Annotated in this window: 19 protein-coding genes; 14 read left to right on the top strand and 5 right to left on the bottom strand. The window is 74.6% G+C overall.

Going from position 1 to position 26375, the window contains the following annotated elements:
* The first annotated feature begins 60 nt into the window (after positions 1 to 60).
* The 4 genes from G011_RS0110915 (at position 61) to idi (ending at position 4492) form a co-directional block, all read left to right on the top strand.
* Entirely contained in the window at positions 61 to 1464 is a 1404-nt protein-coding gene (locus tag G011_RS0110915; RefSeq protein ID WP_019608509.1) for a family 2B encapsulin nanocompartment shell protein, read from the top strand.
* Positions 1465 to 1516: 52 nt separating this feature from the next.
* Positions 1517 to 2845 (top strand): family 2 encapsulin nanocompartment cargo protein terpene cyclase, encoded by a 1329-nt coding sequence (locus G011_RS0110920; RefSeq protein ID WP_019608510.1) that lies wholly within the window; start codon positions 1517 to 1519, stop codon positions 2843 to 2845.
* 104 nt (positions 2846 to 2949) lie between these two features.
* Positions 2950 to 3810, top strand: coding sequence for a geranyl diphosphate 2-C-methyltransferase (locus tag G011_RS0110925; protein ID WP_013153643.1), 861 nt, complete (start codon positions 2950 to 2952; stop codon positions 3808 to 3810).
* An 82-nt stretch (positions 3811 to 3892) separates the two neighbouring features.
* Positions 3893 to 4492 (top strand): isopentenyl-diphosphate Delta-isomerase, encoded by a 600-nt coding sequence (idi, locus tag G011_RS0110930; RefSeq protein ID WP_019608511.1) that lies wholly within the window; start codon positions 3893 to 3895, stop codon positions 4490 to 4492.
* Between the two features lie 156 nt (positions 4493 to 4648).
* Here the strand turns inward: idi and G011_RS0110935 are convergent, their stop codons facing one another.
* Positions 4649 to 5464 (bottom strand): metallophosphoesterase, encoded by an 816-nt coding sequence (locus G011_RS0110935; RefSeq protein WP_019608512.1) that lies wholly within the window; start codon positions 5462 to 5464, stop codon positions 4649 to 4651.
* A gap of 119 nt (positions 5465 to 5583) precedes the next feature.
* Positions 5584 to 6087: a DoxX family membrane protein gene (locus tag G011_RS0110940; RefSeq protein ID WP_019608513.1), complete on the bottom strand. Its 504-nt coding sequence runs from the start codon at positions 6085 to 6087 to the stop codon at positions 5584 to 5586.
* 539 nt (positions 6088 to 6626) lie between these two features.
* Between G011_RS0110940 and G011_RS0110945 the strand changes: the two genes are divergently transcribed.
* The 5 genes from G011_RS0110945 (at position 6627) to G011_RS0110965 (ending at position 16420) form a co-directional block, all read left to right on the top strand.
* A complete protein-coding gene (locus G011_RS0110945) occupies positions 6627 to 8111 on the top strand; it encodes a sodium/glutamate symporter (protein ID WP_019608514.1) in 1485 nt (494 codons plus the stop codon).
* Between the two features lie 251 nt (positions 8112 to 8362).
* Positions 8363 to 9892 (top strand): TIGR02677 family protein, encoded by a 1530-nt coding sequence (locus tag G011_RS0110950; RefSeq protein ID WP_019608515.1) that lies wholly within the window; start codon positions 8363 to 8365, stop codon positions 9890 to 9892.
* Positions 9892 to 11334: a DUF2398 family protein gene (locus G011_RS0110955; protein ID WP_019608516.1), complete on the top strand. Its 1443-nt coding sequence runs from the start codon at positions 9892 to 9894 to the stop codon at positions 11332 to 11334. The genes G011_RS0110950 and G011_RS0110955 overlap by 1 nt, the downstream gene beginning before the upstream one ends.
* Positions 11334 to 15635, top strand: a complete 4302-nt coding sequence (locus tag G011_RS0110960) for a TIGR02680 family protein (RefSeq protein WP_019608517.1) — start codon at positions 11334 to 11336, stop codon at positions 15633 to 15635. Before G011_RS0110955 ends, G011_RS0110960 begins: the two co-directional genes overlap by 1 nt.
* A 140-nt stretch (positions 15636 to 15775) precedes the next feature.
* Positions 15776 to 16420 (top strand): M15 family metallopeptidase, encoded by a 645-nt coding sequence (locus G011_RS0110965; protein WP_019608518.1) that lies wholly within the window; start codon positions 15776 to 15778, stop codon positions 16418 to 16420.
* A 48-nt stretch (positions 16421 to 16468) separates the two neighbouring features.
* Here the strand turns inward: G011_RS0110965 and G011_RS0110970 are convergent, their stop codons facing one another.
* Positions 16469 to 17668 carry a hypothetical protein gene (locus G011_RS0110970; RefSeq protein WP_019608519.1) on the bottom strand — a complete coding sequence of 400 codons (1200 nt, stop codon included), beginning with the start codon at positions 17666 to 17668 and terminating at the stop codon, positions 16469 to 16471.
* Between the two features lie 116 nt (positions 17669 to 17784).
* Between G011_RS0110970 and G011_RS0110975 the strand changes: the two genes are divergently transcribed.
* On the top strand, positions 17785 to 18381 hold the full coding sequence (locus G011_RS0110975) for a histidine phosphatase family protein (RefSeq protein ID WP_019608520.1): 597 nt from the start codon (positions 17785 to 17787) through the stop codon (positions 18379 to 18381).
* Between the two features lie 136 nt (positions 18382 to 18517).
* The gene (locus tag G011_RS0110980; protein ID WP_026338209.1) at positions 18518 to 19891 is read left to right on the top strand and encodes an SLC13 family permease; all 1374 of its coding nucleotides are present in this window, start codon (positions 18518 to 18520) and stop codon (positions 19889 to 19891) included.
* Positions 19892 to 20060: 169 nt separating this feature from the next.
* Here G011_RS0110980 and G011_RS0110985 read toward each other — a convergent pair whose 3' ends face one another.
* Positions 20061 to 20765, bottom strand: a complete 705-nt coding sequence (locus tag G011_RS0110985; RefSeq protein WP_026338210.1) for a FadR/GntR family transcriptional regulator — start codon at positions 20763 to 20765, stop codon at positions 20061 to 20063.
* A 197-nt stretch (positions 20766 to 20962) separates the two neighbouring features.
* Between G011_RS0110985 and G011_RS0110990 the strand changes: the two genes are divergently transcribed.
* From G011_RS0110990 to G011_RS31075, 3 genes are all read left to right on the top strand, one after another.
* Complete coding sequence (locus G011_RS0110990) at positions 20963 to 22456, top strand: carboxyl transferase domain-containing protein (protein ID WP_019608523.1); 1494 nt, start codon at positions 20963 to 20965, stop codon at positions 22454 to 22456.
* Positions 22457 to 22513: 57 nt separating this feature from the next.
* Positions 22514 to 23716, top strand: coding sequence for a CaiB/BaiF CoA-transferase family protein (locus G011_RS0110995; protein ID WP_019608524.1), 1203 nt, complete (start codon positions 22514 to 22516; stop codon positions 23714 to 23716).
* Positions 23717 to 23823: 107 nt separating this feature from the next.
* On the top strand, positions 23824 to 24162 hold the full coding sequence (locus G011_RS31075; RefSeq protein WP_231391425.1) for a hypothetical protein: 339 nt from the start codon (positions 23824 to 23826) through the stop codon (positions 24160 to 24162).
* On the opposite strand, the gene G011_RS30560 is transcribed toward G011_RS31075, so the two are convergent.
* Positions 24126 to 26318, bottom strand: coding sequence for a hypothetical protein (locus G011_RS30560; protein WP_019608526.1), 2193 nt, complete (start codon positions 26316 to 26318; stop codon positions 24126 to 24128). The genes G011_RS31075 and G011_RS30560 overlap by 37 nt on opposite strands.
* Between the last annotated feature and the right edge of the window lie 57 nt (positions 26319 to 26375).

The following is a 26375-nucleotide window of genomic DNA, read 5'->3' on the forward strand; positions in this document are numbered from 1 at the left end:
GGCCACCTCCCCCGGCCCCGCGGGACGGGCTCGCCACCACCATGAGGAGAGACACGGCGGATGTCGATCGACTCGGCTCCTGAGGTCCGGAGCAGCAAGCAGCAGAGCCTGGGTACCGCGGCCGCGCGGAACCTGGCGACCACCACCAAGTCCACGCCGCAGATGCAGGGCATCAGCTCCCGCTGGCTGACCCGGATGCTGCCGTGGGTGCACACCGACGGCGGCGCCTACCGGGTCAACCGGCGGCTGACCTACACCGTCGGCGACGGGCGGATCGAGTTCGAGCAGACCGGCGCCCGGGTCCGGGTCATCCCCCACGAACTCGGCGAGCTGGCCCTGCTGCGCGGCTTCGACGACGAGGAGGTGCTGGCGGCCCTGGCCAACCGCTTCGTCCAGCGCGACTTCGAGAACGGCCAGGTCCTGGTGGAGGAGGGCACGGCGGCCGACAGCCTGTTCCTGCTGGCGCACGGGCGCGTGCACAAGACCGGCACCGGCCCCTACGGCGAGGCCGTCCGACTGGGAGTGCTGGCCGACGGCGACAGGTTCGGCGACCAGCACCTGCTCGGCACCGAACCGGCGTGGGAGTACACCGTCAAGGCCGCGACGGCGGGCACGCTGCTGGAGCTGCCCCGCCGCGAGTTCATCGCGATCCTGGACGACTCGCCCGCCCTCCAGGCCCACGTCCAGCGGTACCTGTCCCTGCCCGGCGAGCGGCAGAACAAGCACGGCGAGGCCGAGATCGCCCTGTCCTCGGGCCACGTCGGCGAGGCCGAGCTGCCCAGCACCTTCGTGGACTACGAGCTGCGGCCGCGCGAGTACGAGCTGAGCGTGGCCCAGACCGTGCTGCGGGTGCACAGCCGGGTCGCCGACCTCTACAACAAGCCGATGAACCAGACCGAGCAGCAGCTGCGGCTGACCATCCAGGCCCTGCGCGAGCGCCAGGAGCACGAACTGGTCAACAACCGCGAGTTCGGCCTGCTCCACAACGCCGAGTTCAAGCAGCGCATCCAGACCCACTCGGGGCCGCCCACCCCCGACGACCTGGACGACCTGCTGAGCATGCGCCGCAACACCCAGTACATGTTCGCCCACCCCCGCGCCATCGCCGCCTTCGGCAAGGAGTGCAACAGCCGGGGCCTCAACATCGGCACCGTCGAGGTCAACGGCCACCACCTGCCCGCCTGGCGCGGCGTGCCCCTCCTGCCCTGCGGCAAGATCCCGGTCACCGAGCACCAGACCTCCTCGATCATCGCGGTCCGCACCGGCGAGGACAACGAGGGCGTCATCGGCCTGTACCAGACCGGCCTGCCCGACGAGGTCGAGCCCGGCCTCAACGCGCGCTTCATGGGCATCGACGACAAGGCCGTCATCTCCTACCTCGTCAGCACCTACTACTCCGCCGCGGTGCTCGTCCCCGACGCCATCGGAATCCTGGAGAACGCCGAGGTCCACCCGCGTGGCTGAGCACCCGACACCGTCAGGGAAGGAGGTCTAGACGGTGCCACCGCTGCCCAGGATGTCCGCCTCCGCCGCCTCTCCCGAGGTGGCGGCCCTGGTGGACCGCCTGCTCCGTGATTCGCGGCGCCCCGGGAGACCGGACCTGCTGGCGTCCCCGGCCGCACCGCGGACGCCTCCCGCGCCCCGGCTGCCCGTGGGGTCCCGCCAGGTGGGCACGTCGGCGCTGCGGCTCCGGCTGCCCGACTCCCACGTCGCCGACCAGAGCCCCGGCGCCCTCGCCGTGCGCACCGGACTCCGCCTCCCCGGCCACCCCGGCGGCCTGGGCGCTCCGGGCCCCACCGCCCCGGCGCCCGGGCGCCCGGGGACCGGTGTCCCGCCCGAGGGGCCGACCGTCGTCTCCGAACCCGAGGGGCCCGAGGTCGACGGGGAGCGGATCCCGGCGCTGTACTGCCCGCCCGCCGTCCGCGACGACCCCGCCCTGGGGGACGAGGTCGACGAACGGCTGCTGGTGTGGGCCGAGGAGATGGGGGTCTACCCCGGCCAGCTCGACCGGGTCCGCTCGGCCGGGTTCGGACGCCTCATCATGCTCGCCCACCCCGAGACCGACGATCCCGACCGGCTGCTGGCGGCGGCCAAGTGCGCCCTGGCCGAGTGGTCCGTGGACGACCACTACGTCGACGGCGAGGCCGAGGAGGCGCAGCCGGAGCTGCTCGGCCAGCGCCTGGCCATCGCCCACTCGGTCATCGACCAGGCGCACCTGCCGCTGCGCTACGCGCCCCAGCTGGAGGAGGTCGTGCGCGCGGACCCCGTGATGCGGGCCCTGCGCTCCAGCCTGGACGGCCTGGGCCTGTACGCCACCGCCTCGCAGGTGCGCAGGCTCCGCCACGAGCTGGCGATCATGTTCGTGGCCTACAACCAGGAGGGCGTCTGGCTGGCCACCGGCCACCGGCCGCCGGTCTGGGAGTTCCTCATGCACCGGCACGAGAACAGCTTCGTGCCGTGCATGGCGCTCATCGACGCGGTCGCCGGGTACGAGCTGCCGCACCAGGTGTTCTCCGAGCCCAGCGTGCGCCGCGTGTTCACCCTGGCGGGCAGCGCGAGCGTGATCGTCAACGACCTGTACTCCATGGGCAAGGAGGACGTCACCGACCTCAGCCTGCCCCGGCTGATCGCCACCGAGGACGGCTGCTCGCTGGGTGAGGCGGTGCGGCGCACCGTCGACATCCACGACGAGCTGATGCACGCCTTCGAGGCCGAGGCCGCCGCCCTGGCGCTCACCGGCTCGCCGGAGCTGCGCCGCTTCCTGTGGGGCCTGTGGGCCTGGCTCGGCGGCAGCCGCGAATGGCACGCCCGCAGTCCCCGCTACCACGGGGCGGGCACCGACTGAACGGGCCGCGCGCCCGGCGCGGCCCCTCCCTCCGCAGCGGACCGGCCCGGCCCCGAGCACGGGCCGGTCCGGACCGACACACCACGACAAGGAGTTCCTCCGCGATGACCGAGACCCTCAGCCGATCGTCCGACGTCCTGCGCACCGCCTACCAGGAGTCCGTGGCGGCGTACTGGAACGCCGAGAAGGACCCCGTCAACATCCGCCTCGGCGAGGTCGACGGCCTCTACCACCACCACTACGGGGTCGGCGACTACGACCCGTCCGTGCTGGAGGGGCCGGAGGAGACCCGCGACGAGCGCATCATCCAGGAGATGCACCGCCTGGAGACCGCGCAGGCCAACGTGCTGCTGGACTACCTGGGCCCGGTCGCGCCCGGCGACCGGATCATGGACACCGGCTCCGGCCGCGGCGGCACCAGCTTCATGGCCAACCAGCGCTTCGGCTGCCACGTGGACGGGATCAGCATCTCCGAGCAGCAGGTCGCCTTCGCCAACGCCCAGGCCGAGGAGCGGGGCGTGTCCGACCGCGTGCGCTTCCACTTCCGCAACATGCTCGACACCGGCTTCGAGACGGGCTCCCTGCGCGCCAGCTGGAACAACGAGTCCACCATGTACGTGGACCTGTTCGAGCTCTTCCGCGAGCACGCCCGCCTGCTGGAGTACGGCGGCCGCTACGTCACCATCACCGGCTGCTACAACGACGTCACCGGCGGCCGCTCCAAGGCGGTCAGCCGCATCGACGAGCACTACACCTGCAACATCCACCCCCGGAGCGAGTACTTCCGGGCGATGGCCGCCAACGGCCTCGTCCCCATGGAGGTCGTGGACCTCACCGCGGCCACGATCCCCTACTGGGAGCTGCGCGCGAAGTCCTCCGTGGCCACCGGCATCGAGGAGCCCTTCCTCACCGCCTACAAGGAGAACAGCTTCCACTACCTGCTCATCGCGGCCGACCGCGTCTGAACCTCCCGGAGGGGCGGCGCGGCCAGTGTCCGCGCCGCCCCTCCGAGCGTCCGCACCCCGATGTCGAACACGAAGGACACCGATGACCGCCAGAACGGACACCGACCACCGCTCCGCCGCCGACCAGGACGACCCCGCCGCGCGGCCGGTCATGCTCGAACTGGTCGACGAGGACGGGGCGACGATCGGCACCGCGGAGAAGCTCTCCGCCCACCTGCCCCCCGGGCGGCTGCACCGGGCCTTCTCGGTCTTCCTGCTGGACGGGCGGGGCCGCCTGCTGCTCCAGCGCCGCGCCCTGGGCAAGTACCACTCTCCGGGCGTGTGGTCCAACACCTGCTGCGGCCACCCCTACCCCGGCGAGACGCCCTTCGCGGCCGCCGCCCGGCGCACCGGCGAGGAGCTGGGCGCGGCCCCCGTGCTGATGCGCGAGGCCGGGACCGTGCGCTACAACCACCCCGACCCGGTCTCCGGGCTGGTGGAGCAGGAGTACAACCACCTCTTCGTCGGCCTGGTGCGCGACGACCTGCGTCCCGACCCCGGGGAGATCGCCGGGACCGCGTTCGTGGACCCGGACGGGCTCGCGCGGCTGCGCGGGGAGCACCCGGTCTCGGCGTGGTTCGCGACCGTGTTCGACGCCGCGCTGCCCGCGGTGCGCGAGCTGGCGCCCGACGCGGGCTGGTAGTCCCCGGCCGCCGCGGGCCGTGCTTCCGTCCCGCGTACCCGGGCGGGGGCCGGACAGGGGGTCCGGACGCGGAGCCGGGCGGGCGGGACCGGCACGGGGCTCCCGGTCGGGCGGCGACGGCCGACGGACGGAGCGCCCCGCCGTCGCGCCCGGGGCCTACAGGATGCGGCGCGGCCCCTCGGGCGGGTGCGGACGGGCGCCCCACTCGCGGGGATAGCCCAGCGAGACCTCCACGTGGGGCACGCCGTCGACCACGATCGTGCGCGGGATGTGCAGGTGCCCGTAGACCACGGCGCGCGCCCGGTAGCGCACGTGCCAGTCCGCAGTGGCCTCGGTCCCGCACCACTGGGCGAACTCGGGGTGGCGCAGGATCCGGGTGGGTTCGCGTACCAGCGGGAAGTGGTTGACCAGCACGGTGGGCAGGTCGGCGTCCAGCGCGTCCAGCCGCTCGCGCGTGTACTCCAGGCGGGCGCGGCACCAGGCGTCGCGCCCGGTGTGGGGGTCGGGGTGCAGCAGGTACTCGTCGGTGCACACCACGCCCGCCTCGTGGGCGACCGCCAGCGCCTCCTCCTTGGTGTGCGTCCCCTCGGGCCGGAAGGTGTGGTCGTACAGCACGAACAGGGGGGCCACCGCGACCGGCCCCTGGGGCCCCGGCCACACCGGGTAGGGGTCCTCGGGGGTGTGCACGCCCAGTCCGCGCAGGCCCTCGACCAGGTGCCGGTAGCGCGCCTCCCCGCGCAGCTGGACGGGGTCCTTGGGCGTGGTCCACAGGTCGTGGTTGCCCGGAACCCAGACCACGGTGGCGAACCGGTCGGCCAGCATTTCCATCGCCCAGAGGACTTCCTCGCCGGTGTCGGCGACGTCCCCGGCCACCAGGAGCCAGTCGTCGTCGGACTCCGGGCGCAGCCCCTCGGTGAAGGCGCGGTTGTCACCGTGCCGTACGTGCAGGTCGCTGATGGCGAACAGGCCCATCCCACCGTCTCCCCGTGTCGGCACCGGTCCGCGGCCACCCTACACACAAACGCGTGAGGGCCCCCGCGTACGCCCCGGGGCGTACGCGGGGGCCGACCTGTGCCCTGCCGCCGGGCGGCTCACGCGGCGGTCCCGGCGCGGGGCGCCCGCGCGGGGACGTCCGGCGCCGCGCGCCGCCGGGCGCGCAGGTGGTGGACCAGCACGGCGAGCGTCGCCGCCAGGAACACCGCCTGCATGGCGGTGCGCACCGGCAGGCTCTCGGTCGTCCCGGCGACCGTCCCGGCGGTGATCGCGTACACGTTGGCCGGGAACATGACCACCAGCAGGGCGCTGAGTCCGGCCGCGGCCCAGGGCGAGGTGCGCGCCCACAGGATCCCCGCCGCCCCGGCCAGTTCGAGGACGCCCGTGACGGTGACCAGCAGGGCGGGGGCGGGCAGCGCGGGCGGGACCATCGCGATCAGGTCCTCGCGCATGCCCACGAAGTGCGACACCCCGGTCAGGGTGAACATGGCCGCGATCCCGCCCCGCAGGGCCAGCGGCCAGGAGCGCAGCGGACGCACGCCCGCCGCGCCGAGGGCGAGCAGCAGCGCCGTGACGCCGACGAGGGCGATGAGCGGTTCCATGGTTGCTTCCTCCCGGTGTGTTCTCCCGTCCCCGCAATCTTTCCACTGGCAATATTCCCCCTTCCGGTGGAACTTGTCAATGGAAAGATGGAAGGGCGGTGGCGGACGGGGCTCGCGGCCGCCCGCGGACTCCGGGTGACACTTCCCATCCCGGCGGCGGACCGCTGGGCGGGCCGGCTCGGATAGGGCGGACCGGGCCCCGACGGTGGACGCCCCGCCTCCGCGGCCGCCACAGAGCCGTCCGTGAACCGTGTTCGGGTCCTGTCGCAGGCGGAAAGCGTCGGCGGCCCCGGTCGTCGCGGCCCGCGCGGTGTGAGCTCACCCGTGTACCGCGTCCGCTTCGGTCACGTTGAGTCCGTGTTCGACACCACTACGGCGTGTGTAGGATGCCGCGGGTGATCGTGACGACACGGTCACCCGAGCCGTGGCGCTCTGCCCCCTACCTCCCCGCCACGGCGCCGATCCGAGGCGTGCCGCCCCCGACCCGCTCGTGTCCGGGTGCGCACGCGCTCGCGGAACCGACACACGAGAGGTAGAGGATGAGCCCTGAGACCGTCGGCCTCGCACTCCTGCTGCTGGGAGTGCTGCTGCTGACAGCGAAGCTGGTACGGGTCAGGTGGAAGCTGACGCAGAGGCTCTACCTGCCCGCGTCGATCATCGGCGGCGGTGTCGCACTGCTCCTGGGCCCCGACGTGTTCGGGCGCCTCATGGGCTGGCTGGCCGACCGGGGCGTCGGTGGGGGCTTCGCCGAGCGCGCGGCCGAGGGCGGACTCTTCGGCACCGACGTGATGGCGGTCTGGTCGGCCCTGCCCGGCCTGCTGATCTCGGTGGTCTTCGCCAGCCTCTTCCTCGGCAAGCCCCTGCCGCGCTTGCGCGAGGCCGCCTCCCTGGCGGGCCCCAACCTCGCCTTCGGCGTCACCATGGCCAGCGGCCAGTACGTGATCGGCCTGGTGCTCGCCCTGCTGGTGCTCGCACCCCTGTTCGGCGTGCCGGTCGTCTCCGGGGCCCTGATCGAGATCGGATTCCTCGGCGGGCACGGGACCGCGGCGGGGCTGGGCGACACCTTCGAGCAGGCGGGCTGGGCCGCGGGGCAGGACCTGGCCCTGGGCATGGCCACCGTCGGACTGCTGTCGGGGATCATCGTCGGCATCGTCCTCATCAACTGGGGCGTGCGCCGCGGCAAGTCCAACGTGATCAGCGACGACGCGCGCGGCAGCGACACCGAGCAGGCCGGGCTGGTCGAACCCGGCAAGCGCTCGGCGGGCTCGACCATGACCGTCCACCCCTCGTCCATGGACCCGATGACGCTCCACTTCGGGCTGGTCGCCCTCGCCGTGCTGATCGGTCAGCTCATCCTCATGGGGTTGCAGTGGCTGGAGCGGATGCTGTGGGCCGACACCATCGAGATCATGGCCTACGTGCCGCTGTTCCCGCTGGCCATGATCGGCGGCATCGTCCTCCAGGTGTTCATCGACCGCTTCGACCGCGACGACGTGGTGGACCACGGGACCGTCGAGCGGATCCAGGGCCTGTCGCTGGACGTGCTCATCATCGCCGCGATGGCCACCCTCTCGCTCCAGGCCATCGCCGACAACCTCGCCGCCTTCACCGTCCTCGCCGTGGCGGGCATCCTGTGGTCGCTGTGCGGCTTCCTGTTCCTGGCGCCGCGGATGATGCCCAGCCACTGGTTCGAACGGGGCATCGGCGAGTTCGGCCAGTCCCTCGGCGTCACCGCCACGGGCCTGGTGCTGATGCGCGTCGTCGACCCGGAGATGAAGTCGCCCGCCTACCCGGCGTTCGGCTACAAGCAGCTGATCTTCGAACCGTTCTTCGGGGGCGGCCTGGTCACCGCGGCCGCCATCCCGCTGATCATCAGCCCGCAGGTGGGAGCGGTGGGCTTCCTGGCGATCATGGCCGTGGTCCTGGCGGCCAGCCTCGCCACGGGCCTGTTCGTGCTCCGTCGCAGGTCGCGCGGGGACGCCGTCACCGAACGGGAGGCCGAGGAGGCCGAGACGGTGTCCTGACCCGGCCGACCGCGCCCGCCGGTCCGGCCGCGGCGGAGCGGGGCCCGGCGGCCGGGACCGGTCCGGTGCTCCGGTGACGCGAGGCGGTCCGGGCGCCGGACGCGGTTTTCGCCGGGGCACCGGACCTCCTCCCGAACCGGGCCTGTGGAAAACGGGTGTACCGTCCCTTCGGTCACCTAGCGTTAGTGGGGGAGGCGCGACCGGTCCGAGGTCCGCCCCGGCAACGCGCACACCAACCGAAGGGGCGGCCCGTGGTCGAACGCAGAGCCCTCGACATGGACTCGCTCGCGGTCAGCGACCGGTTCCGTCTGTTCAACTTCACCCGTCGCGACGACCACGTCACCTACCTGTGGATCCTGCGGGCCATGGACCGCCTGCGCGAGGTCCACCAGGTCCAGGTGGCCCCCGACGACGTCGCCGAGGCCCTGCGCGAGCTGGCCCGGTCCCACGACGGGGTGCCCGTGCCCGACCGGAGCCTGCGCGACCGCCTGGACGAGCTGCACGCCGACCGCGTCGTGCACCGCTTCGACGACGCCTCGCGGGCGGGCAACCTGGCGCGCTACCGCAACCGCCAGTCGGTCTACCAGTTCAGCGAACTCGGCTACCGCGCCTACCAGTCGGTGGAGAACCTGCTCGGCGCCCGCATCGAGGACGTCAACCTGTCCCGGCTGGTCTTCTCCGAGGTCCTGGACGACCTGCGCGCCCTGGCCGAGGCCAACCGCACCGGCCGGGCCGAACAGGTCTACCGCAGGCTCGCGCGCCTGGACGCGGTCATGGAGGACATGGGGCGCCGCTCCGCCCAGTTCCACGTCACCCTCGGTGAGATCCTGCGCTCCACCGACACCTCCCCGGACATCTTCCTGCGCCACAAGAACGCCCTGCTGGTGCACATGAGCGACTTCATGGCCGAACTCGACCGCTACCTGCCCCGCCTGGACCGCGCCGTGCGCGAGGTGGAGGAGACCGGGCTGGCCACGCTGCTCTCCCGTGCCGCCGACTCCGACGAGCGCCTGTTCATGGAGCGCGACGAGCGCCTGGCCGACTGGCGCCGCCGCTGGCGGGCCCTGCGCGCCTGGTTCGCCTCCGACGACGCCATCCCCGCGCGGGCCGCCGAACTCCACGCGGCCACCCGGTCGGCCGTCTCGGGCGTCATCGCCCTGCTGCGCCAGATCACCGAGGCCCAGCGCGGCGGGGTCAACCGCTCCACCCAGCTGCGCCACCTCGCCGAGTGGGTGTTCCACACCCCCGACGACGGCGCCGCGCACGCCCTCATGGGCGCCGCCTTCAACGTCCGCTCCGCCCGCCACCTGGGCGCGGCCCACGACGACGAGGAACAGATCCCGCCCAACACGACCTGGTGGGACGCCCCCGGCGTGGAGGTGTCGGTCACCCTGTTCCGCAGCGGCAACGCCCCCAACGCGGGCGTGCCCAAGCCGGTGCGGCGCAACCCCGGCGCCCAGGCCCGCCTTCGCGGACAGCAGGCCGCGGGCCGGACCGCCGAACGCGAGGCCGCGGCCCGCCTGGTCGACCTGGGCGCCCACGGCCGGGTCCTGGACGAGACCGACACCCGCGTCCTGCTGCGCCTGGTCACCCGCGCCCTGGAGTCGCGCAGCGTCGTCGCCGGACGCCTTTCCTCGGCCAGCGGCGAGGGCGACGGCACCATGGTCCGCCTGGTCCCCGACCCGGCGGGCAGCACCGTCCACACCAGCCAGGGCCGCATCCACCTGCCGGGCCTGCGCCTGGAGGCCACCGGCCACCGGCCCCGAACGAAGAACACCTGATGCCCCGACTCTTCGCCCGCACGGTCGCACCCGCCGACCTGGGCTCCTACCAGCAGGCCATGCGCCGCGTCCTGACCTGCGACCTCATCACCGCCGCGCGCCCGCGCCCCGGCGTCCTGGACCAGGTGCTGCGCTGGGCCGACGAACTCGCCTCCGACCTGGAGCGGCTCTTCGGCTACACCCTGGTCGCCACCACCGACCACGTGCGCCTGGTCCGCGAACTCGACGCCCTGGACCCCACCCAGCGCCAGACCTTCTCGCGCCGGGGCAAGCCCTTCGACCGGCGCAGACTCGCCTACCTGTGCCTGGTCCTGGCCGCCTTCCAGCGCTCCCAGATCGAGATCAGCCTCGCCGATCTGGTCGCCCGGTTCACCCCCGGGGCCAACGCCGTCGCCGGGCTGGGCTACGACCCCACCGACGGCGCCCACAAGGCCGCGCTGGTCGACGTCGCCCACTGGCTGGTGGACCGCGGGGCGCTCCACCTGTCCGACGGGTCCCTGGAGGCGTGGGCGGCGGGCGGCGAGCAGGGCGACGCCCTGTTCGACATCGACCACGAGGTGTGCGAGCTGCTGTTCCGTCCGGCGCGCCCGGTCCAGCACCTGGGCAGCGTCGCCGGGCTGCTCGCCGACCCGCTCACCGAGGCCTCGCCGCGCGAGCAGGCGGCCCGGCGGGCGCGGCGGCTCCTGGTGGAACGGCCGGTCGTGTACTACGCCGACGTCGAACCGGCCGTGGCCGCGGTCCTGCGCGGCCGGGGCGTGGCCGAGGACCTGGTCCGCGCCACCGGGCTCAGCGTCGAGCGCCGCGCCGAGGGCGTCCTGCTGGCCGACCCGGCGGGCACCTTCACCGACCGGCCCTTCCCGGGCCGGGGCGGGGCGGTCAACCGCACCGCCGGGCTGCTGCTGGCCAAGGTGGCCGACCTGCTGGAGACCTCCCTGGCCGCGCTGGTCCGGCTCCAGGTGCCCCCGCACGCCGACGACCAGGCCGAACTCGTCCAGCTCGTGGACGCCGGTCTGCCCCGCGACGGCGTCGTGGCCGACCTGGCCTGGACCGTGGAGCCCGCCGGGGAGCGGGAGGAGGCCGCGGCGCTGCTGGAGGTCCCCCTGGTCGAGCGCGGCCGGTGGGAGACCATGATCCACGAGCTCTACGCGGAGTTCGGCGCCTCCTCCTTCGGCGGAGCCTGGCAGCAGGACCCCTACGGCCTGCTGGACGCCGCCCTGACCCTGCTCGCCGAACTCTCCCTCATCAGACCGGTCCCCGGCGGCGCCCTGGTGCTCCCCGCCGCCTCCCGCTACCGCAACATCCAGGGCGCGCTGCCCGAGCGCGCCGACGGGGGGCAGTTGCCCCTGGGGCTGCCCGGACCCCTGCTGGGAGAACCCGTCTCCTCCGACCCCTCGCCCGACACCGCCCCCGTAGCCGCCTCCACCTCCGCGGAAGGAAAGTAATGTCCCCCAGGAGCGACCGATTCCGGCCCAGCCGCGCCGGCGTGATCAACGTCTGGGACTACGTCGACGAGGAGTTCGTGTTCGCCGACGGGCGCCTCGTCCTGCGCGGACACAACGGCTCGGGCAAGACCAAGGCGCTTGAGGTGCTCTTCCCGTTCATCCTGGACGGGTACACCGACGCCCGCCGCCTGGACCCCTTCAGCGGCCAGAACCGCACCATGAAGTCCAACCTGCTCTACCGCGGCCAGGACTCCGAGTACGGGTACGTGTGGATGGAGTTCGCCCGCATCGGACCGGGGGAGGGGACCGAGACGGTCACCCTGGTCATCGGCCTGCGCGCGCACCGCCACCGCGACGGCGTGACCCCCTCCTTCTTCGTCACCGACCAGCGCCTGGGCGTGGACTTCGGCCTGCTCGCCACCGACGGCCGCCCGCTCACCGAGCGGCAGCTCAAGGGGGTGCTCGGCGAGGACGCCTTCCGCTCCACCGCGGCCGACTACCGCCGCGCCGTGGACGCGCGCCTGTTCGGCCTGGGCGAGCGCTACGTCCAGCTGCTCGACCTGCTCCTGGCGCTGCGCCGCCCGCTGCTGGCCAAGGACCTGGACCCCGAGAAGGTCTCCGAGACCCTCACCAGCGGCCTGAGCCCCCTGGACGAGGAACTCCTCGACCAGGCCGCCCGCGACTTCACCAACCTGGCCGCCGTCCAGCGCCGCTTCGACCAGGCCAGCACGGCGCACGCCGCGACCACGGCCTTCGTCGGGGAGTACGCCGCCTACCTCACCGCCCACGCCCGCCACCGCCTGGCCCGCGTGCACACCGCCGCCGGGCAGACCGCCGAGCAGGCCCGCGCCATCGCCGAGGCCCGCGACACCCGCGAGCGGGCCACGCTCGCGCACGCCGCCGCCACCGGCCGGGCCGAGGAGCACGACGCCCGGATCCGTCGGCTCGCCGCGCGCAGGGGCGGTCTGGAGGCGCACGAGGCCTTCCGCAGCCACGCCGCCCTGGAGATCGAACGCGCGCACAGCGCCGAGACCGCCCGCGCCCTGGCCGAACAGCGGGCCAGACTGGACGACCAGGCCGGGGAGGTCACCGCACTCCAGCGTGAGGCCGACCGGGTCGCCGCCGACCTCGAACACGGGCGGGCGCGCACCGGTGAGCTGGCCGCGGAGCTGGCCGAGAACGCCGCACAGGCCGGGCTCGACCACGACGGGGAGGGTCCCGCCGACACCGGCGACGACCTGTCCGCCACCGCGCGGGCGCGCGCGACCGCCCGCCGCGCCGACGTGGCCGCCGTCCGCGAGCGCCTCGCCGAACTCGCCCGCGCCGAGACCGCGCGCGGCGCCGCCGAACGGGCCTTCGCCCAGGCCGAGGACAGGCTCGGACGCGGCGAGGCGGAGTGCGCCCGCGCGGCCGACGACCTGGCCGCGGCCCGCGCCGGTGCCGCCGACGCGCTCACCGCCTGGGCCGCGCACTGGGTCGAGGGGCCCGCCCCGGTCACCGACGCCGCCTGCGTCGCGGCCCTGACCGAGGCCCTGGAGGGCGTGGGACGCCCCGGCACTCCCACGGTGTCGGAGGTCTACGGCGAGCACACCGACCAGCAGCGCTTGGACGCCGCCGCGCACACGCGCACCCTGGAGACCGACCGGGACCGGCTCGGCGCCGAGATCGACCGCCTCACCCGCGAGCGCGCGGACATCGCCGCCGAACGCGACGACGCCCCGCCCGCCGACGCGCTGCGCACCGCCTCCCGCGAGGGGCGCCCCGGCGCCCCGCTGTGGCAGCTGGTCCGCTTCGCCGACGCGGTCGGCGACGACGAGGCCGCCGCCGTCGAGGGCGCCCTGTACGGTGCGGGCCTGCTCACCGCCTGGGTGCACCCCGACGCCGACGCCACCCGCGCCGCGCTCGCCTCGGGCGGGGCCGACGCCTACCTGCTGCCCGCCGAGGGCACGGCCGCGCCCGAGGGGCCCACCCTGGCCGACGTGCTGGTGCCCGAGCGGCAGGACCGGGTCCCCGAGCACGTCATCGCCCGCGTCCTGGCGTCGGTGCGCCTGGTCCGCGACAGCGAGGGTTCGGCCGGGGCCGCGGACACCGTCCAGTTCCTCGGGGCGGCCGGTGCCGGGGGCGCCGCCGACGCCACGGGGGCCGGGGGAGCGGCGGTGCACACCGTCGGCACCGGCGCGCGGTTCGCCCAGGGGATGCTGGTGGGCGTCAGCCCCAAGGCCGCCCCCGAGTTCATCGGCGCCACCAACCGCGCCCACCGCCGCCGCGAACGCCTGGCCGAGTGCGACGCCCGCATCGCCGAACTCGACGAGCGGCGTGTCCGGGTCGCCGAACAGCTCGACCGGGCGGGCGAACTCCTCAAGGCCTTCACCCGGGCCCGCGCCGCCCTGCCCGAGACCGCCACGATCGACCGGGCCGTGCGCCGGGTCGACCAGCAGTCCACCCTCCTGGCCTCGGCGCGGGCCGAGAGCGAGGAGCGCCGCCGCGACCTGGACGCCGCGGTCGCCGAGGTCGACGCCCACCGCCACCAGGTGCGCGCGGTGGCCGCCGAACGCGCCATGCCAGCCCAGCCCGAGGCGGTGGACGCGGTCGCCCGCGCCGTGGACGACTTCCTGGAGACCGCGCGCCGCCTGCACACCGCCCGCGCAGAGGTCGACCGGTACACCGTCGACCTGGACGGCCGGAAGGAGACCCTGGACCGCCTGCGCGCACGGCTGGAGGAGGACCGCGAACGCCACGAGGAGCGCACCCGCGAGCACGAGCGCGCCGCGGCCGAGCTGGCCGCCAAGCAGGAGGGCATCGACGCCCCGGTCCGCGAGCTCATGGCCGAGCTCGAACAGGTCAAGGAGGAGCTGCACCGGGTCCGTGAGGAGCACCAGGGCGCCCAGAAGGAGGCCGCGGCCGCCCACGAGGCCATGATCCGGGCCGACGAGAAGCTGGAGGGCGGGCAGCGGGCCCTCACCGACTCCCTCGCCGCGCTGTTCGAGCAGGCCGACGCCTTCGCCGCCCTCACCCACCCCGACCTGCGCGCCACCCTGGGCGTGGACACCGCGCACGCCTGGCCGGACCGGCGCTCCTGGCCCGCCCCCCAGGAGGCCGCCGAACAGGTCCTGGCCGCGGCCCCGGACGACCCGGAGGCCGCCGTGCGCGCGGTCCTGCCCGGCCGCGCCGCGGAGCTGCTCGACGCGTTCACCGCCGCCGTCGGCTCAGGGGCCGCGGTCACCGACGGCGACCTCAAGTCCGTCTCCACGCGCATCTCCAACGCCCTGCGCGCCTTCCAGGACACCCTGGGCGGCGACGCCGAGGGCTACCGGGTCGACCACGAACTCGGGGTCAGCGGCGTCATCACCGTGTTCGTCAACGACGAGACCGGCCGCAACCCCGTCTCCGCCTTCGCCCGCGTCATCGCCGAACGCGTCGAGGAGCAGGGCGCGCTCCTGCGCGAGGAGGAGCGCGGGGTGCTGGAGGACGAACTGCTCACCGGGATCGCCCAGCAGATCCACGAGCGGGTGCGGGTGGCCCGCGACCTGGTCGTCAGCATGGACCGCGACACCCGTTCGCGGCCCATGTCCTCGGGCACCCGGATCGGCATCCGCTGGAGCCGCTCCGACCGCGTCACCGAGCACCAGGCCACCGCCGCCCGCCTGGTCCGGCGCGACACCGACGAGCTGGGCGCCTCGGGGCTGACCCGGTTGCGCGAGGTCCTGCGGGAGATGATCCGCGAGCACCACGCCGCCCACCCGCGCGCCACCTACAAGCAGGTCCTGTCGGCGGTGCTGGACTACCGCACCTGGTACCGGTTCGAGCTGCGTCTGGCCGTGCCGGGCCAGGAGGAGGTCAAGCTCACCAGGAACAAGCACGAGCAGATGTCGGGCGGCGAGAAGTCCGCCGCGATCCACCTGCCGCTGTTCGCCGCCGCCAACGCCCTGTACACCTCGGCCGCGCCCACCTGCCCCCGGATGGTGGCCCTGGACGAGGCCTTCGCCGGGATCGACGACCGCTACAAGCCCGAGCTCATGGGGCTGACGGTCACCTTCGACCTGGACATGTTCATGACCGGGCACGACCTGTGGGTGCACTACGACAGCGTGCCCATGGCCGCCCACTACGACATGCACCACGACAAGGGGGCGCACACCGTCTCGGCGATGCTCATGCTCTGGGACGGCGCCCAGACCATCGACGCCGACGCCGGGTTCTCCGGCAACGAGGAGCTGGCCGCGCAACTGCTGGGCATCACCCCCAGCCGGTTCGCCCCGCTGTCCTCGGCCGGAACCCTGTTGGAGGACGCCGACGCCTGAGCGGCCCCGGCACGGCCCCGGTGGACTTCTTCCGAAGGCCCCCGGGGCCGTGCCGGAAAACGACACATCCGTGCAACACCGCTCGTACTTCACTCGGGGGCGACGAGGACCCCACACATCGCGCACGCGATGCCCGGAAGGTGAAGGATGAGCGCAGTGACGAAACGGGAGACGCTGGAGGGCCTCCCCGCCGAGAACCCGGCCGGGAGCCCCCCGGCGGCGGTCCGCCCGGCCGCGGATGGCGGCCCCGGTACCGGCTGGCCGCGGCCCTGCGCGCCGCGGCGGCCCTCGCGCTGGCGGCCTGGTCGGTGAACGTGCTGGTGCCGGAACGGGAGGAGGCGGCCTTCACCGCTGAGGACGGCGCCCTTCCGGACGACCTGTCGGTCACCGCCTTCGACACGCACTACCCCTCGATCGCCCGCCTGGACGGCGCGCTGCTGGAGGCCGTGCGGGAGGCGTCCCGCGACGCCCTGGAGGACGGGATCGTCCTCCACGTCACGTCGGGCTGGCGCAGCGGGGAGTACCAGCGGCACCTGCTCGACCAGGCCGTCCTCGACCACGGCTCCCGCGAGGAGGCCAGGAGGCTGGTCAGCACCCCGGAGGAGTCCAGGCACGTGACCGGGGAGGCGATCGACATCGGCCCCACCGACGCCGCCGACTGGGTCGTCCGCCGCGGTTCGGCCTACGGGCTGTGCCAGGTCTACGCCAACGAGATGTGGCACTTCGAACTGCTCACCGAGCCCGGCGGCGACTGCCCCGACCTGCTGTCCGACGCCGCGGGTTAGGGGCGGGCCCGGGCGGAGCGCCCCGCGACGCCCCGCCCGCGCGCCGGATCAGCCCGCCGCCGGGCCGCCCGGCCCCGAGCGCAGTCCGAAGGGCACCCCGAAACCGGTCAGCCAGCCGTCCTCGGCCAGCAGGCGGAACGCCTCGTGGGTGACGTCGTGGTCGGGCGCCTGGCGCGGCGGCCACCCGAAGGCCCCGGCCACCGCCGACCAGCTGGGGCCGTGCCCGTGCTCCTCCCGGTAGCCGTCCACCCAGCGGGCCACCCGCTCCCCGCGGCCCGAGACCAGCTCACGGGCGCGGTCGGCCACGGGCACGTCCAGCGGCGTGGTCGCCGGTGCGGTGTCCGGCGGCGTCGGTTCCGGGAGGGGCACGTAGGCCAGCGGCAGGGTGACCTCGGTGAGGGAGGCCACCACGGCGCCGCCGTCCACGCCCAGGCCCTCGACCCAGGAGATCTCCGTCAGCCACGCCAGCAGCTCCGCCAGCTCGTCGGTGCCGGACAGGGCGCAGGAGTCCACGATGTCCGCGGCCGGGACGCGGATCCGGCCGTCGGGCTCGGCCCACAGGGCCAGGTAGGCCCCCACGAGCCGGAGCCGGTTGGGCTTCTTGCGCATCTTCTTGTGGGCGAGGGTGCGCGAGAGCCAGCCCGAGGCCCGCGACCGGACGCCGTTGCCCAGCTTCCAGGTGTTGCCGTCCAGGCTCGGCAGGGCGCACCGGGCCGGGTTCGCGGCGTCGGACTCGATCACCGTCTCCGGCGTCGTGCCCAGCCACCCCGAGGAGGTCAGGTCGCTCAGGGCGGCGTGGGCGTCCTCCAGGCGCAGGATGCGCAGGTCCTGGCCGGTGAAGTTCGCCCAGCCCTTCAGCGCGCCCCGCAGGGTGAAGGTGAGGGCGAGCAGGCGGCTGTCGGGGGAGGAGCCCGCGCCCTCGGAGGCCACGCGCTCCCACAGCTCGCGGAAGAACTCCGCGTGGTGGGGGCCCATCCGCGGCACGCGCCTGCGGTCGGCCGGGATCTTCTCCTGGGGCCTGCGCCTGGCCTCCTCCAGAGCGCGCTTCCTCGCCTTCTTGGCCTTCTTCGCCTCGGAGTTGGTCAGCCGCTCGGGCGCGCCCCCCGGCGGCACGCTGATGCCCTGCTCCTTGCAGCGCGCGCACTCCATGGCCGCGGCCAGGTCCTCGTTGGGCCGGTGGAAACGGGGCTGGGGGATCTCGTCGGGAAGGGGATCCCGCACGTCGCTGGTGGCGGTGTGCTGCGTCATGGTCAGGAGCGTAGCGACGAAAGCTCCGCCGTGTCCGGCGTCCGGCGGATTCGCGCCCCGGGCTCACGGCCGGGGCGCAGGAGTTTGCCGTCCCCTCCCGGGGCAGGAAGAGAGCCATGGGCGACATGGTGCTGATCAGGCACGGACAGACCGAGTGGAGCCGTACGCGGCGCCACACCGGACTCACCGACATCCCCCTGACCGAGGAGGGGGAGCGGCAGGCGCGGGCGCTGCGCCCACTGCTGGCCGCGCGCGAGGTCGGGCGGGTGGTGACCAGCCCGCTGCGGCGGGCCGCGCGCACCGCCGAACTGGCCGGGCTGCGCGTGGACGAGACCGACCCCGACCTGACCGAGTGGGACTACGGCGGCTACGAGGGGATCACCACCGCCGACATCCAGGTCGGACGACCCGGTTGGTACCTGTGGCACGACGGGATCGTGCCGGGCGGCCCGGGGCATCCGGGGGAGAGCGTGGAACAGGTGGGGGAGCGCGTCGACCGGGTCCTGGACCGGCTGACGCCCCTGCTCGACGGCGGGGGAGGGGCCGACGTGGTGCTGGTGGCGCACAGCCACGTCCTGCGGGTGCTCACCGCGCGCTGGCTGGGCCTGCCGCCCGCCGAGGGGGCGCTGTTCCGGCTGGAGACGGCCACGGTGAGCACGCTGGGCCATGAGCACGGCCGCCGGGTGCTCACCTCGTGGAACGTGCCGACCTGAATAGAGGGGGTTTCCAGCGCCGGGAGCGGGGATCGTACGGCCGGAGGACTTGACAGGAGACCTAAAGGCCTATTGGCTAGGCCACTAGCCTTATGGCCCAGATCACAGTCCTAACTGTCCCTCTGATCGGTATGTCATGACCCCTCAGCTTCTCACCATCCTCGTCCTTTTGGCGATGTTCGTCATCGCCACCGTCCTGCCGATCAACATCGGCGCGCTGGCCTTCGTCGCGGCCTTCATGGTCGGGCTCCTGGTCCTCGGGATGGACGCCGACGCGGTCCTCGGCGGGTTCCCCGCCGACCTCTTCCTCACCCTGGTCGGTGTCACCTACCTCTTCGCCATCGCGAAGAACAACGGCACGATCGACCTGCTCGTACGCGGCGCCACCCGCATGGTCGGCGGCCGGGTGGCCGCGATCCCGTGGATCATGTTCGGCATCTCCGCCGTGCTGACGGGTGTGGGCGCGCTCGGTCCGGCGGCCGTGGCGATCGTCGCGCCGATCGCGCTGAGCTTCGCCGCCCGGTACCGGATCAACCCGCTGCTGATGGGCATGATGGTGGTCCACGGCGCCCAGGGGGGCGGTTTCTCCCCGGTCAGCGTCTACGGCGTGACGGTGAACGGGATCGTCGCCGACAGCGGGCTCTCGGTATCCCCCATCACGCTGTTCCTCGGCAGCCTGGTCTTCAACCTGGGCATCGCGTTGATCCTGTTCGTCTCGCTGGGCGGCAACCGCCTCTTCGGCGTCCGCGCGCACGAGACCGAGGCCGCCACCGAGGCCGCCCGCACCTCCGGCGGCTCGGGATCCGGATCGGTCGCGCTGGCCACCGGCGGTCCCGCCGACGCCTCCGCCGGGAGCGGGGCGGACGGCAGTGCGGCGGCCGGGAGCGGCGAGGCCGCCTCCGAGGGCACCCCGGTCCGGTTCGAGCAGATCGCCACCCTGCTGGGCATCGTCGCGCTGGGCGTCCTGGCCCTGGGCGTGGGCCTGGACGTCGGCTTCGTCGCCCTGACCGTCAGCGTGGTGCTGGCGCTGATCGCGCCGCAGTCGCAGAAGAACGTACTCTCCCAGATCAGCTGGTCCACGGTCCTGCTGATCACCGGCATGCTGACCTTCGTCGGCGTCATGGAGAGCGCGGGGACCATCGAGTACGTCGGCGACGGGGCGGCCAGCCTGGGCGCTCCGCTCCTGGTGGCGCTGCTGCTGTGCTACATCGGCGCCGTCGTGTCGGCCTTCGCCTCCTCGACCGCGATCCTGGGCGCGACCATCCCGCTGGCCATCCCGTTCCTGCTCATGGGCGACATCAGCGCGACCGGCGTGATCGTGGCCCTGGCCATCTCCTCCACCATCGTCGACGTCAGCCCCTTCTCCACCAACGGCGCCCTGGTGCTGGCCAACGCGACCGGGGTGGACCCGTCCCGCTTCTACCGCCAGATGCTCGTCTACAGCGGCATCGTGGTCGTGGTGGGCCCGCTGGTCGCCTGGGGCGTGCTGGTGGTGCCGGGACTGCTGTGACGGCAGCGCCTTTCGAGGGCAGCTGGGGCCGCTCGGCGGCCCCGGGAACGCGAGGGGTCCGGTCTGCCGGACCCCTCCGCGCCCGTCGGCGCCCGCCTCCGTCACCCCGTGACCGGGGCGGCGGCGCCCAGGTGGCTCGAAGGCCTGTCCTGTGCGCCACTGGGCCGGTTCAGGGGGTGACCGGGTCGGCCCCGTTGACGGCGGAGACCAGCAGGAGGTGGTCGCGCATCGCGTCGGCGGCCGCCTTGGGGTCGCCCGAGCGGATGGCCGAGGCGATGCGCTCGTGCCCGTCGAGCGAGGCCCGGGGCCGGTCCGGCTGTGACAGCGACTCCAGGCGGGTCTCCCGGATCATCGGGGCGATCTCGTTCATCATCCGCGCCAGCAGGCGCGAGCGCGCGGCCGTGGTGATCGCCGCGTGGAAGCGCTCGTCGCCGGTGACACCGCGGTCGCCGTTGGCCACCTCCTGGCGCATCAGCTCCAGGGCGGCGTCGATCGCGACCAGGTCCTCGGGTGTGCGGCGTACGGCGGCCAGCTCCGTCAGCTTGACCTCCAGCGCCTGACGGGCCTCGATGATCTCCGCGCGCCGGTTGGCCCGGTCGCGCAGGAGGGCGAGGACTCCCTGCTCGGAGACGGTCTGGCGGATGATCGCGCCGTCCCCGTGCCGCACCTCGATGACCCCCTGGACCTCCAGCGCCACCAGCGCCTGGCTCACCGAGGCCCGGCTCACCTCCAGCGCGACGGCCAGTTCGCGCTCGGGCGGGAGGCGGTCGCCCACGCCCAGACCGGCGTCCCGCATGTGTTCCACGAGACGCTCCACGAGCTGCTCGTACAGGCGCGGGCGCGCCGGGGGCCGGGGTCGGGGCTTGGTAGGCACGCTCGCTGGCTCCTGATCCTCGGATCTGACTGTGCTGAGGGACTTCCAGGCTAGAGCATCCCGTCGGCGGACTCCCGGGATCGGCGCATCGGACCTCCCCGCGATCGGGTGCGACGGGGGCTTCACAAAACGTGTGATTTCGTGCCACCCTGACGTGAGGCCTAGTGGCCTAGCCACTGAACCATTTGGAGGTTGCTGTGGAGACCCGCGACACCGCCCGGGAGCTTTTGGACCGCACGCTCGACGCGGGATCCCACGTCTCCTGGGACGAGGCGCCCCTGGACGTGGACCCCGACCCCGCCTACGCCGACGCGCTCACCCGGGCGCGGGCCGCCACCGGATGCGACGAGGCGGCCCTGACGGGGGAGGGGCGGCTGCACGGCCGCCGGGTCGCCGTCGTGGCCAGCGAGTTCGGCTTCCTCGCCGGGTCCGTGGGGCTCGCCGCAGCCGCGCGCATCGTCGCCGCCGTCGAACGCGCCACCGCCGAGCGGCTCCCCCTGCTGGCCGCCCCGGCCTCGGGCGGCACCCGCATGCAGGAGGGCACCCCCGCCTTCGTGGCCATGGCGGCGATCACCGCCGCCGTCACCGCGCACAAGGCCGCCGGACTGCCCTACCTTGTCTACCTGCGCCACCCCACCACCGGAGGCGTCCTGGCCTCCTGGGGGTCGCTCGGCCACCTCACCGCCGCCGAACCCGGAGCGCTCGTCGGCTTCCTGGGCCCCCGCGTCTACGAGGCGCTGCACGGCGCACCGTTCCCCGAGGGCGTCCAGCGCGCGGAGAACCTCCAGCGGCACGGCCTCGTCGACGCCGTCCTGCCCCCCGACCAGCTCAGGGACGCCGCCGGGCTCGCCCTCCACGTCCTGCTCGACCGCCCGGCCCCCGCCACGCCCCCGCCGCCGCCAGCCGAACCCGACTCCCCCGCCCCCGTCTGGGACTCGGTGACCCGCTCCCGTCGCAAGGAGCGCCCCGGCGTGCGCGAACTCCTCCGGCACGCGGCCAGCCACGTGGTGCGCCTGCGCGGCAGCGGCGAGGGCGAGTCCTCCCCCGCCCTGGTCACCGCGCTGGCCCGGTTCGGCGGCAGGCCCTGCGTCCTGGTCGGCCAGGACCGCTCCCGCCAGAGCGCCGAACGGCCCATGGGACCGGACGCTCTGCGCGAGGCCCGCCGGGGCATGCGCCTGGCCGCCGAACTGCGGTTGCCCCTGGTCACCGTCATCGACACCCCCGGCGCCGCGCTCTCCGCCGACGCCGAGGAGCGGGGAACGGCCGGTCAGATCGCCCGCTGCCTGGCCGAGATGACCTCCCTGGCCGCCCCCACCGTCTCGGTCCTGCTGGGGGAGGGCACCGGCGGAGGCGCGATCGCGCTCCTGCCCGCCGACCGCGTCCTGTGCGCCCAGCACGCCTGGCTCGCCCCGCTGCCGCCCGAGGGGGCCAGCGCGATCGTCCACCGCACCCCCGACCGCGCCGGGGAGCTGGCCGAGGCCCAGGGCATCGGCTCCGCCGACCTGCGAGCCCGCGGACTCGTGGACCGGGTGGTCCCCGAGTTCGGCGACGCGGCCGACGAGGACGGCGCGTTCTGCGCGCGCATGGGGGAGGCGATCGCCCGCGAACTCGCCGCGGTGCAGCCGAGCGGTGACGCCGAACCGCCCGCGGGACGCGCCGCGCGCTACCGCCGCCTGTACGCCGCGCCCTGAGCGCACCGCCCAGGACACGAACACCGGAGCAGTACCAATCACCAGGAGGTAGGGAACGTGGACCGCTCGCAAGGGCCGCTCAAGGGGATCGTGGTCATCGACCTGTCACGGGCGCTGGCCGGACCGCACGCGGCCATGCTGCTGGGAGACCTCGGCGCGCGGGTGATCAAGGTCGAGCAGCCCGGCAGGGGGGACGAGACGCGCGGGTGGGGCCCGCCGTTCGTCGGGCCGGAGGAGGAGCGCGTCAGCACCTACTTCCTGTCCTGCAACCGCAACAAGGAGTCCATCGAACTGGACCTGAAGTCCGAGGACGGCGTGGAGCAGCTGACCCGGCTCGTGCGCGCCGCCGACGTCCTGGTGGAGAACTTCCGCCCCGGCGTCCTGGACCGGCTCGGGTTCCCCGCCAGCCGCCTGGAGGAGCTCAACCCCCGCCTGGTGGTCTGCTCCATCAGCGGGTTCGGGCACGACGGCCCGGAGGGCGGACGGGCGGGCTACGACCAGATCGCCCAGGGCGAGGCCGGTCTGATGAGCCTGACCGGCCCCTCGCCCAAGGAACCGACCAAGACGGGCGTGGCCATCGGCGACCTGCTCGCGGGGATGAACGGTGCCCAGGGAGTGCTCGCCGCGCTCCTGGAGCGCGAGCGCACCGGGCGCGGCCGGGTGGTGCGCACCTCGCTGCTGTCCTCGATCGTGGGCGTGCACGCCTTCCAGGGAACCCGGTGGACGGTCGGGCGCGAGGTGCCCACCGCCCTGGGCAACCAGCACCCCTCCATCGCCCCCTACGGCGCCTTCGCCTGCATGGACGGCATGCTCCAGGTGGCGGTGGGCGGCGAGGCGCAGTGGGAGCGCTTCGCCGGACTGCTCGGCCTGGACCCCCGCGATCCCAGGTTCGCCGACAACGCCTCCCGGGTGGAGCACCGCGAGGAGCTGATCGCCGAGGTGGAGGCCGTGCTGGGCCAGGGCACGCGCGACGAGTGGCTGCGCCGGATCGGTGAGGTGGGGGTGCCCTGCGGCGCGGTGCGCACCATCGACCAGGTCTACGAGTGGGAGCAGACGCGCTCCCAGGGGCTGCTGCTGAAGGTGGAGCACCCGGTGCTCGGCCCGATCGAGCTGCCCGGGTCCGCGCTGCGCTTCGACCCCGTGGACGACGAGGCGCCGCAGCCCTCCGGCACGGGCCACCTGCCGCCGCCCGCCCTGGGCGAGCACAACGACGCGGTGCGGGCCTGGCTCGACGAGGTCGAGACCCAAGCGGCCGGATAGACCGCGCGCCGACCACCGCGACAGCCATGCGGACGGCCGAGCCGGAGCCCTCGGGCACCGGCGCGGCCGTCCGGCGTCGTGGCCCCTCGGCGCGCTCTTCTCCCGCCGTGCCCACCCCTGAACGTGTCCTGGGCGCTCTGCCCTCCCTGGTGCTGCTGGACGCGGCGCCGGTCCGGCACACCGCCGACGAGCCCACCGTCGCGCTGGACGCGCGCGCCGAGCACGCCTTCTCCTCCTCCCCGCACGCCCACGCCGGACGCACCGGTGCCGCCGTCGTCCTCGTCACCCTGCGCACGGCCGACCACATCGTCGTGCTCGACCGGGGCCGGGTGGTGGAACAGGGCGGCCACGCCGACCTGCTGGCCGCCGACGGGCTCTACCGTGAGCCCTGGGAGCTCCAGGCCAGCGCCTATCGCTTCGCCGAGGAGGGCGAACCGGCGGCCTGACCCGGCGGAGGGTCGCGCACGGGGCCGGGACCGGCGCCGTCTCGGGGGTTCCGGGCCCGTGCGCCCTGGGTGTGGAGGGAGTCGGGAACACCGGTCGCCGGGCACCAGCGCCGGTAGGGGCAGTCCAGGCAGGCCCCGCCCGGAGCGGGCGGGTGGGAGGTGTCGCCGTGCCAGGGTCCGGCGAGTTCGTGCACCACCCGCCGGGCCAGGGCCCGGACCCGTGCCGACCCCGGGTCCAGCGACCGTACGGACGCGCCCCGGGGACTGAGGACCTCCAGTTCCACGGCCGAGTCCGGGCCCGCCGGCAGGGCGCCGCAGGCGAAGAGCCCCACCGCCAGGGCCAGCCGGGGCTCCGCCGCCAGCAGCGCCTCCTCGTCCCCGAAGAGCGCGCCTCCGGCGAGGGCGGGAGCAGCGCCCCCGTTCCGGCAGGGAGCGTTCCCGCCCGGGAGGGGCCTGCCGCCGCTCGCGGGGCCCGCACCCCCGTCTCCGAACAGCGTGTCCCCGGCGGGGAGGAGCGTGTCATCGCCCGGGGAGGGCGTGCCTTCGCCTGAAGCGGGTGCGCCGCCGTTCGGCGGGGGCGAGGCGCCCCCGCACGGACCGGACGTGCCGTGGTCCCGGGGCAGTGGCCCTTCGCCCGGGGAGGGTGCGTGATCGCCTGGGGAGAGCGCGCCCTCCTCCCCGAGGAGTGCGTTCCCGCCCGGGGAAGGCCGGGCCTCCGCCGGAGCGGGCCCGTCCCCCGTCGGAGCGCATCCGTCCCCCGCCGGGGCTGGTACGTCGTCGTCGGTGGTGGTGACGGAGCGGTGGACCCAGGACCGGCCCCGGTGGTGGAGCACCTCGGCCCTGGCCAGAACCAGGACGTCGGCCCGCGTGTCGTCGGCGGCCAGCCTGTGGCCCACCCGCACGTGGCTGCCCGAGGCCAGCCCGCGCAGCGGACAGACCCCGACGTGCGCGGCGATCATGGCGGCCCCCAGACGCGCCTGCCCGCCCTCCAACCGCCACCTCCCGGCGGACCAGGACGAACGGTCCCCGGGCAGGTCCCCGGCCGTGCAGGGCCTTCGGGGCAGGCGCCGGTGCAGTCGCTCCAGCCAGGCGCGCACGGCGCGGTCGCGCCGCAGCCGCGCCGGTTCGGCACCGGGGTCCGCGGGCAGGCCCAGGGCGTGGAAGTGCGCCCGGGCGGGACAGTCCCGGTGGCGCAGCCCCAGGGAGACCGACCAGGAGCGCCGGGGCCACGGTCCGCCGCCCGTGCCGAGCAGCCCCGGCGCGCGCGGCAGCCGACCGCATCCGGGGCGCCCCGCACAGGCCAGGCAGTCCCGGCCGGGGGAGCGGGCCCCGCCCACCAGGGCCGAGCGCAGCCCCTCGCGGCCGGTAGAGGCGAAGGCCTCCCCGGCCTCGGCGGCCGAACCGTCGTAGAGGACGGCGGTGGAGGAGTCCAGACAGGAGGTCTCCACCACGCGCACCCGGTCCGGAGGCCGGGCGTCGGCGCCGCCGCGGTGCCCGCGCATCGGGTAGGGGGCGCCGCCCCGGTACCGCCCGGGCCGTGCCGCGCAGGCGTCGCGGTCCACCGGGGTCCCGGTGGCGAGCACGTACGCGGCCACCGCCACCTCCGCCCGTGGTCGGGCCTGCCCACCGGCCGCGCCCGCGACCGGGATGCGCAGCTCCCGCACCCGCTCCGACCCCTGTGCGTAGGCGTACCTGCGGCCCCGGGCGCACAGCTCGTAGGGCCGGGAGTTGGGGGAGCCGGGCACGGGCAGGTACTGGCGGACCCAGAAGTCGAACACCGGCGCGCGGTGCGGGCCGTCGCGCCCGCCGTCCCCGGCCAGGGCCTCCAGGTAGCACCGCGCGGCGTGCCGGACCCAGACCAGCAGCCCCGGGTGCGGCGGCGCGAGGCGCCCACCCGGGAGGGCGCGACCCGGCCCCTTCGGGGCGGACAGGCGTGCGCAGGCCTCCTCCAGCGCCATGCCCGCGTGCTCGACCAGGTCCAGGACGGCGTCCAGAACCGCCCCGGGAGTGTCGCGCGGAGGCGGGTCCGCGCCGAGGGACGGGTCGGCGCTGAACCGGCGGTGCGCCGGGCATCCCCCAGCGGCCAGCGCCGCGGAGCCGCTGAAGACGCGGACGGTCGGTGTCGGAACGGGTTCCCCGCTGGTGTGGTCGGGCATGGGCACCTCCCCTCACCAGAAGGGTGGCACGATCGCGGCCGCGCCGCCGGAGGCCTG

Origin of the sequence: Nocardiopsis sp. CNS-639, from assembly GCF_000381685.1 — a bacterium.
Lineage (GTDB): Bacteria > Actinomycetota > Actinomycetes > Streptosporangiales > Streptosporangiaceae > Nocardiopsis > Nocardiopsis dassonvillei.